At 39.3% G+C, this 13457-nt stretch carries 13 protein-coding genes; 4 read left to right on the forward strand and 9 right to left on the reverse strand.

Annotated elements, in window-relative coordinates; genetic code table 11:
- Window positions 1-410: 410 nt before the first annotated feature.
- Entirely contained in the window at window positions 411-1316 is a 906-nt protein-coding gene (locus CLV38_RS12705) for a nuclease-related domain-containing protein (RefSeq protein ID WP_106196247.1), read from the forward strand.
- Window positions 1317-1757: 441 nt separating this feature from the next.
- Here the strand turns inward: CLV38_RS12705 and galU are convergent, their stop codons facing one another.
- Complete coding sequence (galU, locus tag CLV38_RS12710) at window positions 1758-2633, reverse strand: UTP--glucose-1-phosphate uridylyltransferase GalU (protein ID WP_106196249.1); 876 nt, start codon at window positions 2631-2633, stop codon at window positions 1758-1760.
- A gap of 171 nt (window positions 2634-2804) precedes the next feature.
- Between galU and CLV38_RS12715 the strand changes: the two genes are divergently transcribed.
- The gene (locus CLV38_RS12715) at window positions 2805-3449 is read left to right on the forward strand and encodes a hypothetical protein (protein ID WP_106196251.1); all 645 of its coding nucleotides are present in this window, start codon (window positions 2805-2807) and stop codon (window positions 3447-3449) included.
- Between the two features lie 187 nt (window positions 3450-3636).
- Here the strand turns inward: CLV38_RS12715 and CLV38_RS14115 are convergent, their stop codons facing one another.
- Window positions 3637-4401 carry an N-acetylmuramoyl-L-alanine amidase family protein gene (locus CLV38_RS14115; protein ID WP_211295484.1) on the reverse strand — a complete coding sequence of 255 codons (765 nt, stop codon included), beginning with the start codon at window positions 4399-4401 and terminating at the stop codon, window positions 3637-3639.
- Between the two features lie 25 nt (window positions 4402-4426).
- Entirely contained in the window at window positions 4427-4972 is a 546-nt protein-coding gene (locus CLV38_RS12725) for a sigma-70 family RNA polymerase sigma factor (protein ID WP_106196253.1), read from the reverse strand.
- Window positions 4973-5394: 422 nt separating this feature from the next.
- Here CLV38_RS12725 and CLV38_RS14260 point away from each other — a divergent pair, with 422 nt between their 5' ends.
- Window positions 5395-5505 carry a DUF4385 family protein gene (locus CLV38_RS14260; protein ID WP_106196255.1) on the forward strand — a complete coding sequence of 37 codons (111 nt, stop codon included), beginning with the start codon at window positions 5395-5397 and terminating at the stop codon, window positions 5503-5505.
- A 173-nt stretch (window positions 5506-5678) separates the two neighbouring features.
- Window positions 5679-6287 carry a plasmid pRiA4b ORF-3 family protein gene (locus CLV38_RS12735; protein ID WP_106196258.1) on the forward strand — a complete coding sequence of 203 codons (609 nt, stop codon included), beginning with the start codon at window positions 5679-5681 and terminating at the stop codon, window positions 6285-6287.
- A 484-nt stretch (window positions 6288-6771) separates the two neighbouring features.
- Here the strand turns inward: CLV38_RS12735 and CLV38_RS12740 are convergent, their stop codons facing one another.
- The 6 genes from CLV38_RS12740 to CLV38_RS12765 form a co-directional block, all read right to left on the reverse strand.
- Window positions 6772-7500 carry a PepSY domain-containing protein gene (locus tag CLV38_RS12740; protein WP_106196260.1) on the reverse strand — a complete coding sequence of 243 codons (729 nt, stop codon included), beginning with the start codon at window positions 7498-7500 and terminating at the stop codon, window positions 6772-6774.
- A 221-nt stretch (window positions 7501-7721) separates the two neighbouring features.
- Window positions 7722-9080 carry a sensor histidine kinase gene (locus tag CLV38_RS12745; protein ID WP_106196262.1) on the reverse strand — a complete coding sequence of 453 codons (1359 nt, stop codon included), beginning with the start codon at window positions 9078-9080 and terminating at the stop codon, window positions 7722-7724.
- Complete coding sequence (locus CLV38_RS12750) at window positions 9073-9750, reverse strand: response regulator transcription factor (protein ID WP_106196264.1); 678 nt, start codon at window positions 9748-9750, stop codon at window positions 9073-9075. Before CLV38_RS12750 ends, CLV38_RS12745 begins: the two co-directional genes overlap by 8 nt.
- A gap of 403 nt (window positions 9751-10153) precedes the next feature.
- Window positions 10154-11827, reverse strand: coding sequence for an SWIM zinc finger family protein (locus CLV38_RS12755; RefSeq protein WP_106196267.1), 1674 nt, complete (start codon window positions 11825-11827; stop codon window positions 10154-10156).
- A 64-nt stretch (window positions 11828-11891) separates the two neighbouring features.
- Window positions 11892-12122, reverse strand: coding sequence for a hypothetical protein (locus tag CLV38_RS12760; RefSeq protein ID WP_106196269.1), 231 nt, complete (start codon window positions 12120-12122; stop codon window positions 11892-11894).
- A gap of 45 nt (window positions 12123-12167) precedes the next feature.
- The gene (locus tag CLV38_RS12765; RefSeq protein ID WP_106196271.1) at window positions 12168-13019 is read right to left on the reverse strand and encodes an IS1096 element passenger TnpR family protein; all 852 of its coding nucleotides are present in this window, start codon (window positions 13017-13019) and stop codon (window positions 12168-12170) included.
- Window positions 13020-13457 lie beyond the last annotated feature (438 nt).

The following is a 13457-nucleotide window of genomic DNA, read 5'->3' on the forward strand; positions in this document are numbered from 1 at the left end:
AACAAACAAGAGAATCGTAAGAAGATTCATTTAGTTAAGATCTACTTCGAGAACGCACTATTTTGTAGAAAAATTCCCAATTTTTCCAAGAACGATTAATTTATTCAAGAAACCAGCTTAAATTATAGAGCTATGAATTATTCAGGAATATGTATACTTCTTAAGATTCCATACTTTTTTAATCCAATTTAAAAATAATTTGTTTATTTTTACTCCTAATACTATGAATTTTGCGTAACAAATTACGATTTCAGTAATTTCTCCTTCTTTCTATGTGTATCACTTATTTCTTATCCTACTTTCTTTAAAACTTTACTGCTTTTGATCGATAAATCAAAGAAATTTAGTGAGTTTTCATTTCTTTTGACTATATTAATAGAGAAGACTAAACAGAAGGAGCTTAATAATACATGATATTAAAAGAACGTACCGAATCAGTCCAATACCGAATTCTTGAATCCTTAAATTTCCGGAAGATATTGTCCTCTAGTGAGAAGACACAGTTTGAAAATCAGGTCAAAGGATTTAATGGTGAGAAGCAATTTGATAACGAGTTGAAAAGAGCTTGTATAGATGGACTGGTCATCAATGATTTGCTTTTGAAGGCGTCAGATACTTATTATCAGATTGACTCCTTACTTATCACTACTGACCGCATCTACCTATATGAGATTAAGAATTACTCGGGGACATTTCACTTTAGAGATGGAAATCTCTATTCTGAATCCGGTCATATTATTCAAAGTCATTCTGCACAAGCTGACAGAAAAAAAGCGTATTTACACAACTTACTCCTTAAGTATGGAAATCAGAAGACTATCTCAACTTACGTCGTCTATATCAATCCAGATTTTTATATCTACTCTCTCCCAAAAATGGATTCAGTTATATTTTCAGGACAGCTGGCAAACCATTTTAAAGATATAAAGAATAATGCCCCGTTTCTTTCAGAATCAAGCTTTAAAATGGCTGATAAACTTGTCAGCCTTCATGATGACTGTTACCGTCCGTCTAATTTACCTGAATATGAATTTACTCAACTGAAAAAAGGAATCTTGTGCCCTGACTGTTTTTCATTCGACTTTACTGCCTCAAGACAATTCCGTATATGCTCAAATTGTGGCTGTCGAGAAAAGACATCTGAGGCAATTCTAAGGAGTGTGGAAGAATACAGACTGCTTTTTCCTGAAAAACAGATAACGAAACATTTGATTTACCTATGGTGCGGGAGTGTCTGGTCAGTATCAAGAATACAGGACGTTTTAAGCTCCAACTTTCACACTCATTATTCTGGAAGAAGCTCTTATTACAGCTGAACACACTTTGTCTTCAGTAGTTAAGCCGTCTTTACTGTCAACTTCTGAAGTAAATTTGGATTCATAAGAAGTACGTCTTTCATTCGAAAAAACTACTGAAGATTAGCTATTAATCTTCAGTAGTTTCTACTAAATACATCTCAACTTCTTACAATAAGGGGTAATTTTCGCATGCGAAAATCATCATATGAAACAAAGGTGTCTCCTTTTGCTGGAAGAAGTACATATTACAGTTGAATTTACTTTATCTTCGGAAGCTGACCTCCCTTTTTAGAAAACTTCTGAAGTAAAATAACATTCATTAAAAGTAAATGTCTCATTAAAAAAACTACTGAGGATTATCACCTAATCCTCAGTAGTTCCTAATTTTAATACAGTAACTTCTTACAATGATCCATTTCGTCTGTTAAATGGAGTCATTATAGCATAAATAAAACGACTTTAGGCTTCGCTCACGATCGTTCTCAAATACTTCATAAAGTCATCTTTCAAGTCGTCTCGTCTAAGTGCGGTCTCAACCGTAGCCTGCAGGAAGCCAAGTTTGTTCCCTACATCGTATCGTTTCCCTTCAAAGTCATAAGCGACCATGTCTTCCTGCAAAGCCAATTCTTTAAGCGCATCTGTTAATTGTATTTCATCGCCTTTTCCTGGCTCAGTTTCTGCTAGAATTTCGAAAATCGCAGGGTTAATAACATAGCGACCCAGTATCGCAACGTTAGATGGTGCTTCTTCCACTGACGGTTTTTCAATTAATCCATTAACAGAGTAAACTCTGTCTGCCAGCTGTTTCCCATCTACGATACCATACTTGTCCACATCTTTTTCTTTAACAGTCTGAACGCCCAAGACACTGGACTGATACTCGTCATAACAAGTGATCAGCTGTTTCAGACAGGGTGTCTCTTCAGTATGCACGATGTCATCACCCAGCATGACGGCAAATGGTTCATCGCCTACAAAGGTTCTGGCACATAAAATAGCATGCCCCAGTCCTTTAGCTTCTTTCTGACGAATATAGTGAATATCGACCATATCGGAAATATTATTAACTAATTCCAGTAATTCTGTCTTGTTTTTCTTTTCCAGTTCGACTTCCAGCTCTACTGAATGGTCAAAATGATCCTCAATAGCCCGTTTAGTTTTACCTGTTATAATCAATATTTCTTCGATACCACTGGCAATCGCCTCTTCAACGATATATTGAATCGTCGGTTTGTCTACAACCGGCAGCATTTCTTTCGGCATCGCTTTTGTAGCAGGTAAAAACCGTGTGCCAAACCCAGCTGCAGGAATAACTGCTTTTCTGACTTTTTTCATTTCTACTCTCCTCGTTTATCTCGATATTATTTTTGCATATAATATGATTAAAACATATAGAGGCTTATAAGTCTAATTAATATACGATGACATTGGTTCATTTCGCCTTTCTAATCAGTGCTCACATTGAATCTGTCAACTGTTTAATCATCTTTTAATACAAAATATGTGATGGATATCAGTGACAGAGAAGAAACACCTTATAATTCAATCATGTATCAGCTGAATGATTCACCCAAAAAATCGACGGAAACAACTACTGTCATTATGAACCGCTATTTTGACTCCCAATACTTTCCATACTCCTGCATGAAACTCTTCGGAGAATCTTTGGGGTATAAGCGCAGTCTGCCATACATACTAGGCGAAACGTATTTTGTGCCCGACCGGGGAACCAGTAAAAAACCAGCCAGCTGGTATGCCCTGCATCATGTTGCTAATTCTAATTTTAATTCAGCTGACAAAAAGCTGACTCTTTTTACAAAACAGCACCCTATTCTGACACAGGATACCACTCATGTGGGCTTTGAAAAACAGCTGAACGTTGCCTCACACCTCTATTTTACTCAGACAAAGCTGGTTGAAGGACTGTTCAATCACTTTGATGTCAGTCGGAACAGAATTTATCGGGAAAATCTCGTGCACCAGCGTCTGGAGCGGGTGTCATATCAGCTTCCCAGCTTTACTGCCTATGACTTTTTCCAGTTTATGACATTTTATAATGCCCAGAAGAGTCTCTCTACCATTTTAGGAGAAGACACTCCCTACCTTGACGAGGCAAGAAGCAGTTTTCGGCTGCCAAAAATGGACAAGTGAGTGTGAACAAGTAGGTTCATTTGTGAATAACCTAACGATTTTCAACTAATTTTTCAAAATATAGAGGTGCTGAATGAGTATGGTTCATTCAGCACCTCTTGTTTTACCCTATTTAAACCACTCGAACGTATATGGGACTTGCCGTAATGTAGAATACTGCTCCGGCTGAATTCCTCACCTTATACTGCTAAGCTTTTCCGACTGACACTTTGTCCACGATAACTGGAAATCCCTGCCCTTTAGTCACATAGCCAAACACATCTTCATCACTCCAGCTGGGGTTATTGTAAAACCGAAGCTGACCGTCATGAATGCTCTCCACTCTTTTACCGATATATGTTGAATCAGGATCAGGCTGGCTTAATACAGTATGCGGATTTTTACTATTGCCTGGCTTAATGTACTGAACCCCTATTTTTCTACAGATGCACTTCACCACTGCTTCTCCCGCTGCTATAAACAGGTCACCTTGAGTATAAGCTTCATGATCAAGGCGATTGTCAATAAATCCGTACTCAATGATCACTGTTTCTGTTCTGCCTGTCAGCCGGTGCATAAAGTAGTAGTCTGCCCCTTTTCTGATTTCTCTGGTGAACACCCGGCGTAATGGAAGACGGGTCACTTTAACGATTGCATCGGCCAGGTCCTTCGCAAAGGCAGCCCGCGCATGCACGGAATGAATGGTTTCCACTCCCCGTGCTGATCCGTTGAATGCATTCCAGTGGTTTGATACACAGACATCATACTGATTTTTAATCCGTGCGATCCGCTGTGTCGGATCAAGTGAGAGATCTGACTGCCTTGTCATGTACACCCTTGCCCCAATCTCTTTTAACCGTTCATATTGATACCTGCTGATCTCAAGGGTCCAGTCTTTCTCTTTGATACCAAATCCTACTGCTCCCGGATCTGTTCCGCCATGTCCTGCATCGATTATAATGGTTTTACTCAACTTTTTTCCTTCTTTCTCCATAGGATTAATGTTCAAGTACGTTTCTGAAATGTGCGAGTTTAGCAGCTGTCCGTTTCCGCCATTCATACACTGTCTTACGGCTCACACCCTGTTTTTTGGCTATTTCACTGATAGACAGCTGTTCGATTGCCGCATCTTTCAGATACAGTTGTTCTTTAGGTGCAAGACAGTCCATCATAGACGGCAGAAGTTCCCAAATAAGCCAGTCTGAATCAGGCTCAATCATTGCTTGTGGTAATGACTGATCCAGAGTCTCACCCAGCAGCAGTTCTCTTTCTCCATTTTTAATACTCTTTCTCATTTCATCTATCACAGCCCACCTGATTTTCTGAAAAGCAAATCCGGTAAACTGATAAAAGTAAGCCTCCTGATTCAAGTCACTTGGGAACGTTTCATAGGCTTCCACCAGTTTCAGTAATCCGACTTGAACGTAATCATCATAGTCCGGATGATTAAACCCTATCCCGCATTTTCTCAGCACCCCATACACAATACTTCTGTGCACAAAGAAAAAGTCATGCTCCAGTTCTTCTGTTAATTGTCTCTTCATTAGTTTTCCCTTTACGAAGATCTTCTGTTTTAGTTTTGCACAAGGCCTTGTACACCTTTAATATAGACGGACGTGTCTTCTCATTCAAAAGACCGAAACAGTCGTTTTAGCAGACGAAATAACACAAATAATGTATTTCGGACGAAAAAGAACTGATTTTGGAGAAATAAACAGTTTTTTTAAGTAAAATCTAATATTAAAATGTGAACAGTTCATTTCTCAGCAAAAAAGACACTCATTATGAAGTGTCTTTTTTGGTCCTATTTACTTCTTTGATGAAGCGGTCATTTTTTGCTTACTAAAAATGTCTATCAATCGAACGCCCTTTTTTTGGCACCGAACAAATAAAAACAAACACCTGTTCCTTATTAGTATTATGTCACAGCTGAATTTATTTTTTTAAGAGATAAGATATTTTTTTTATGCTGTTCCTGAATCATCGAAAAGAGGGAGAGTTTATCGGGATGGGTATGGCGAGAACATTTTTCCAGCTGGGATACACCAGAGTTCAGCATTATGCCATTAATGAATGAGGAAGAAATACAACGGTAACGGAAAAGCGATTGACAAAATGCAGGTTCAGACTTACTATTTGAAGTGAGATGAAGATTATCTCCAGCTGAAGAAAGAGCATCAGAAGAAGCATAGGGCATTTTGATTCTTTGCAGATAACAAGTAAACAATACTGATCGAGGATGGTGTTAAAATGATTTATCAGTTTAAAGTCACTTTAAAGGACGTTGGCATACCTGTATGGAGAAGGATTCAAATAGAGAGTGAGTCTACCTTTGAAGAGCTGCACTATGTTTTAATGGCTTCTTTTGATTGGTTAGGCTATCATTTGCATGAATTTGAGATACGCAAAACCAGTGGAGAAAGAAGCTCGAACATACGAATTGGGTTACCTGAAGGTGGTTCATTCGATGCGAAAGATTCTCTTTTGTTTCATATGAACAGTCCCCTCGCTCAGTCGATCGATTTTGGATTTCCACGTTTTTTACATGAAAAGGAAGAACAATTATCAGCCTGGTTCAAGATGGAAAAAGACCGTGCTTTATACACTTATGACTTCGGTGACAACTGGGATCATGACATTGTGTTAGAGAAGATTTTAGAACCAGAACCACATACGCTTTATCCCCTTTGTATAAAAGCTAAAAATGATACACCACCTGAGGATAGTCGGATGGAAATGCTCGATGATGAAATAGACTTAAAGAATCCTGACTGGAAAGTAATCGTTGAAGACATAAATGACACGTTCAGGACTGCACATTGGAAAAAAGACTTTTTAGATCGAGATCATTTTATTTAACCCGTAAAATGAGTGACGGTAAAGTTAAGTTCTTACTTATCGCATTTCCAATGACGTAAAATCTGGCCGTGCCAGATTAACAATACAGTGACTTCAAGTGTCATGTGGACGAATGTGCAGTTCATCCGGAATCTGTATTTGGAACTGCATTTTTTTAAATAACTACCACACTCGTCTCGCTGGAAGAGGCTCATATTATAGTTAAACCGACATTATCTTCAGAAGTTACAGCAATTATTCTCTCAACTTCTGAAGATTCCGGGTTTTCTATAGAAGTAAGATCGTAATCTCGAGCTACTCCTGAAGATTAGGCGTTAATCTTCAGGAGTAACCGGTTAAAACTCGCTGACTCCTTACAATAAGCGGTCATTTTTCGGAAACGAAAAATTTCAACTAAAAACAGTCCCGACATTATATTAATCTGCAGAAAAAGAGGGTCCCATCCTGATGATGAGACCCTCTTTTCTTTTTGAAAAAAACTAATTTAACGGATTTCACCAGTATGAGCATCGACTTCCTGATCTTCACCGCCTTCGATGTCCACATCGTATACAGTAAACCCGTCTTCCAGCTCAAGATCCCATTCTTCAACGTACCCTGATCCTGCTGCTTCAAGGGCAATAGCCATCGCTTCCTGCGGACTGATTATGCCGTCCAGATCAAGGATGTCATCATGATCTGTATCAGCTTCAGTTTCTTGAGACAAAATTTCTCCGGTCTGGGCATCGATTTCCATTTCATATTCGAATTCTCCGTCCCAGCCTTCAAAGTCATAGACGTAACGGCCGTCGTCTCTTTCAAATTTAATCTCATCTATATTGGGACTGCCGAATTCATTATTGAAGATCTCGATGGCATCCTGGACACTGATCGGAAACTCGATGTTCTCGATTCCCGGACTGTCCGGATCGCTTACCTGTGCATCAGAAGCATCGGTTGAGTCATCCGTAACTCCTGTATCATCTGCATCTTCCGTTCCTTCTTCACTAGTGCTGTCATCTGTCTCAGTCGTGTCTTCTTCTGCTGTACCTTCTTCGGCACCTTCATCTACTGTCGCGTCTCCAGTATCATCCGTTTCTGTTTCTTCTGTCGTTTCCGGCGGAACAGGCGTTGTCCCCAGTGAGTCATTTGCGCCACCATCACCGCAGGCAGCCATCAACGCTACCGATGATAAAGATACCAGCATCAGCTTCATTCGTTTTGTCATGTTCATTTTGCATCTCTCCCTTTTTTAAATAAGTTCCATTCAACTTTACCGCTACCTTCGCCTCATTAATTCATAAGACTTCAAGCTCCTTTCGTTTGCTCTCATTCAACTCACTTTCTTATCTATAGTCATTAGTTTAGGCTCTGAAGATTAAACGAACATTAAAGCTGAATGTTTTTTAAAAAAAGGTTTATAAGTCTGAATTCTATGAGAGGTTTCACTGGTTCTTATTTTTTGGGAAGTGAAAATGTAAAGGTGCTGCCTTTTGCTAGTGCGCTTTCCAGAGAAATCGTTCCTTTGTGTGATTCGATGATCCATTTGACCATGGCCAGACCCAGACCGATGCCGCCTTCTTTTTCAGATGTTCTGGCCGTATCGACCTGATAAAAGCGGGTCCAGATTTTGCTTTGATCGGATTCGCTGATGCCGATCCCATTGTCTCTAATGACACCCTCGATTTGATTCCCCGTTTCCCTTAATTGTACAAAGACATACCCGTCTTGTTTGCCGTATTTTATTGCATTGGTAATCAGATTGATCAGCATGCTCATAATCATCGTTTCATCAGCCTGAAGAATAAGATCGGGTTCAATTTCCTGATGAATCGTAATATTATTTTTATCCGCCAGTATTTTCTGCTCTTCAATAACCACTTCTGTCAACGCACTCATGTTCACCTCTTCGATTGTCAGCGGCTGCGTTTTCCGGTCTGAACGGGAAAGAAACAATAACTGGGCAATCAGCCGGGACATCTTCTGAGACTGCCCCATGATGACTTTCAGGGCACCTAATAACTCCTGCTCACTTTCTGCACTTTCCAGAGCATATTCACATTGAGAAATAATGACTGCGATCGGTGTCCGCAGTTCATGTGATACGTCAGAAGTGAACTGTTTTTCTGTCTCAAAAGAATTTTCCAGTCGGTCAAACATACGGTCAAAGGTATTGGCTAACGTGTAGATCTCATCTTTTCCTTTGCCCAGATTGATGCGTCTGGATAATTCATTTCCATCTGTAATCGATTCAGCGGAATCCATAATTTTTCTCACCGGCGAAAAGGCTTTTCTCGTAATAAAATACCCTCCGACTATGGCAATGATGACCATAAAAGGCAGGATGATCAGCGAGACATTGACCATTGTCTGGATAGTCGACTCCGCCTCGGAAAATGAAGCAATTCCCCGTATCCATGCATTCCCGTACCCGTCAATATAAATCAGGCGGTCATACACTGCCCATCCGCTGCCTGCGATCGACACCGTCTGAATTTCACCTGCGGAAAACGCCACATTGTAAGTGAAATTCGGCGCCGTATTTCCATCTATAAAATGACCGTCCGTTGTATAAAAAGAAAGGTAAACCCCCTCTTCGATCATCCAGTTCTCCTCTTCGACCTCAAAATCGCCCTCATCATACCCTATTTCCTGAAGACTTTCTTCAACCACCTCAAACAGGCGGCTTTCTATAGAAGAAGTCAGAACTGTATTCCCCACATAGAAAATGACAGCCAGCACTAAACCGATAACGGATATCATGAGCAAGGCATACCAGAGAGTGACTTTTGCTTTAATCGATAGTTTAGTCATGGTCTTCCCTCATGACATATCCCATGCCTCTGACTGTGTGAATCAGTTTTCGGGGAGCGTCTTTGTCGATCTTGACCCTTAAATAACGGATGTAGACATCTACAATATTCGACCCGCCAACATAATCGTAATTCCAGATATGCTGCTCAATCTTATCCCTTGAAAGCACAATGCCCTGATTATGCATCATGTACTCTAAAATGGCGTACTCTTTACTCGACAGAATAATCGCCTGTTCTCCTCTTTTAACGGTCTTCTTATCTGTATCCAGGACCAGATCAGCTAACGTCATAGTATTGCTCGTCTGCCCGGTATGCCTTCTCAAAAGAACCCGAATACGTGCCAGCAGTTCATCAAAAGCAAAGGGCTTGATGAGGTAATCATCCGCTCCTGAATCCAGCCCTTTCACGCGGTCTTCCGTAGAATCTTTTGCTGTCAGCATAATGACCGGTGTATCTTTCTTTTGTGATCGGATCCTCTTCATCAATTCGATTCCATCTATTTTGGGCAGCATGATATCCAGAATAATGGCATCATACTCCGTAAACTCAATGTAATCCCAGGCTTCTTCCCCATCAAAACACTGATCGACACCATAATGTTCTTTTTTTAATCGTTTGGCGATAATCTCATTCAACTCAGGTTCATCTTCAACTAATAGTAAGCGCATCTGTTCTCCCTCCATAACCCGTTGTCTATTTCATTATACTATCACTCGCTGATTAATCTAGGATTAAAAGAATGAAACTCACCTTTAAAATTCAGTTTTATGTCTGCTCATACTCATTCAGGCCAGTTCATTTAGCTTTTCATGACAAGTTCTCGTTTTATTTTACTCAACTTGTCAAGAATAGGTGTTATTCGGAACAAGTTGCACTGAGTTTAGATCAAACTTCTCTAGATTCCGTGTATTCGTGACAAGCAGCGCTGATTTCCGATCAAACTTGTCACGATTAGACAAATTCCCTTCAACTGAATCCAGATCGCTTACTCTAAGTCTCTATTTTCTATAAATTAAAATAGCATGGTCTGAGTTTCACCACTCAAACCATGCTATATTTTCAGATTACTCTCTATAATTTCGCCTTATTAAGCTCATCCATAAAAGCAGATTTCCTTCTGTACATTTTCCGTACCTTTTCAGTCATTTCTTTAGCTGTTTGTTCATTCAATACTTTACTGCATTCCTTGATCAATGAAGCCACTGCTCTGTAACCTGATCGATTTGTAGCCATAGACGCTTCTTGCTCGATAAGGTGTTTGTATGCTAGACCAATTAAATCTTCATGAGTATCTTTTAAATACTCAGCATATTCCCGAACATACCTGACATTGCTGGTGACTACTTCAGCTAAGGCAGGCACATCCTGTTCTTCCTTAATTAATCTCAGATAAGTTTGATTATAGCCTAGAAACTGGGCGTTCTTTTTCAATTTCATCTTGAGTTCTTCATAAAGGGTTTGTTCATTATCTTTGTATAAGACTTTTAATTCATTGTAGTAGTCAAAATTTCCAGACAAGAAGAGCTCTTCCCCTAATGTTATTTGCTCACCATGCATACCAGCAGACTTGTACGCTTTATATCTTAAATCTTTCCACATTTCTACTTTCCCTGTATAGTGCTTATCCTGCTTTTCACCATCTCTAGTTAATTGAATGACGTGAAGATAATCCTTCCGGTCAAAATAGTGATCGATCACCTTTTTTCTGAAGGTTTCATATTCAAGGTTGTTCAATAAGAAGAGCATCTGTTCGTCTTCATCGCCTCTTCTTTCAATCATACGAAACACTTTGATCAGGTAGCGTTCATTGTTGTATTTTGTCGACCAAGTATGTCCTTGTTGTAATCGACTCATCAACTCCTGAACATAGCTTTCGTAGATAGTTTCATCTTCTGCCAGACCGTCAAGGACTTCAAATAACCCCTCCTGAAATTCGTCCCACACAGGCACTTCATTATGATCCAGTTCCTTAACGATTTTGTTAAATACTGTCTTTTTATCCTCAAGACTTAACTCGCTGGTCGAAATAGATTTCACTACTCTTATACAATCATCCACTATTTCTCCAAGAGTCCAGTCATCATCTTCAAAGTATTCCAGTAATTCCAGCAGCTGGTTCATGACTAACAAAGCAATGTCACAGGAAATCAAAGGATTTTTAATGTTGACCGTCCTATTAAGTACCTGCTCCATCTCTAAAGCATAATCGGCACTTCTTCCATGACGTAAATGACCTTTATGATCGCTGTGTTTTTCTTCTATAGCCTGCAGCACTCGTTTACTTTCGGCTAACTCATCCTCAGGAGCCCTTTCGCCATATTGAAAACGTAAATGATGTGCCATACTCGAATCATTTTCTGCTCTCTGCAGGATAAACCGGACAAGCTCCTCCTTTGATAAAGAATCTAATAGTGTTTCAACTGACTGCTCATCATTCGTTTGAAATTCTTCAGATCCTTCAATATAGAGCCCTTTCTCAAAAAGGTCTCGCAGTGTATAAAAAGCCGCCACTTCATGTTTACATATCGGGCCAAAGTCATATGGACAAGTACAAGACGATTGAATGTCCTCTTGTTTATTTAGTTTTATTTTCACTTTGTACACATACGTTCCAAATATGTCAGCTTCAAATGAATCATACTCTGTCTGATACATTTTTTCTACAAAGCCTAGTTTATAATATTGCTTCCCGCGTTTTAAAATGGTTGAATTGATCTGTGTTTCGAACTGTGTTAAATTTATCATCCGTCCATCCTTTTCTCACTATAAAGATACATTTGAATAACTAATTTCTCTGACATACTCCTATTCACTCACACCTTATTGCTAAATACACATCAAACACTATTGTCGTATTCAAACTCAAAACTAGTCGCTCATTAATTTTCTCGACGCTGTCATTTTCTTTCAATAAATCAAAGTAATAATTGACCCACTCCATTGTAGCTTCGAAATTTTCGTGGCTTGGATTCTCGATCACTTCTTTAAATGTAGCATACCCAAGTGAGCTGCCTAATTCATTTGCATGACTATGATTCAACTATACCCATACTATATATTCATTATAAAATAGAAAATCTCAGTTTTACAGCATCTTTTTCGGAACAGTCTTCTTCTGATTCCAGCCCATGTATTTTGCCCATCGACGAGAATCGGCTGCTTCTTCTTTGTCTTCTCCTTCATAAATGGTTTGTAAGAACCTGGCATATCCACTCATTCCACCTACATCATCCATAACGGATAGTCCTTCTCCATTCCTATCTTCATCATCTGAAGCCAGAATATCTGCGACGACCAGTTTTTCAAGCAGGCTTTCAGTTCCGCTTTCCATAGCGATAGAAGCATGGAGCTCGTCTATTGTCAAATCAATGAGTGAAGCCTTTCTTGCTTTTTCAGGCTCAGTATCCTGATTTTTCTCTTTCCTGGCCAAATAATCAGAAAATGATTCTCTTACTTCCATCTCTTTAAAATGGTCCAGCATGTCTTCTATGTCCTGTCTAGCTGCTTCATACTGTTCATAATACCCTTCAAATGAATAGGGTCCTGTATATCTTTTCCTTAACCAGACAGCAAAACTGCCGGACTCATAGTCGTCATCCCAGTATAAGTCATGCTCTGCTTCTGATGGCGCCTGAAACAAAACACCCACCAAATCTGACCAGCCCTTTACAGTTTGACCCGTCAGTTGTGAATAGACCTCTTCTGGAAGAACAAACTGCCTGAGATGGGAGTTTTGCCAGCCGAATAATTTTTGTATTGCATAATGCAGCGCATGAAGTGTCATGTCAGAAGGAATCATTAGTTCTCTAATAATACTGTCTCCTGTCAATGACTCACCGTACCTCTTCATTATCAGTTTATCATTACTAGTCTGATAGTCTGAAACCAGTTCCAGACGAAGACGGACCGGCTCTATTTGCTCACTGTGTTCTCTCATAAAAGTACCTCCATAATATTAGTAGTTCAGCTTTTGTAGCCTTAGTACATTTAGTATATCTGTCATTGTGCCAGATTTCATTATGATTAAGAGATCCATAAAAAATCCTTCCTATAATCTTTCCTTACATTACGTTTAAAAACTAAGAAAATAAGAAAGACAACTTATTTGAGTATTGCGGACAGTTTGAGCCACGTGGCTCTATTGGGATGCAATATTCATTATTTTCACTTACTCTATATTTCTAGTGAGTGATGAAGTCAGCTATCAAGTCATCGGTTTTCACAGGAGAGGGCTGTTTTTACATCCAGGAACGTACAATTTATTATTGCACTGTTATATTTGTGACTGCTAAACTGTATTATGCAGTTACTGCTAGATAATAATGTGCACTTTTATCCCATACTTTCGTTCTATTTGATAAACTAGAAGAGTTAG

The organism is Alkalibacterium olivapovliticus (assembly GCF_003003275.1).
GTDB lineage: Bacteria > Bacillota > Bacilli > Lactobacillales > Carnobacteriaceae_A > Alkalibacterium > Alkalibacterium olivapovliticum.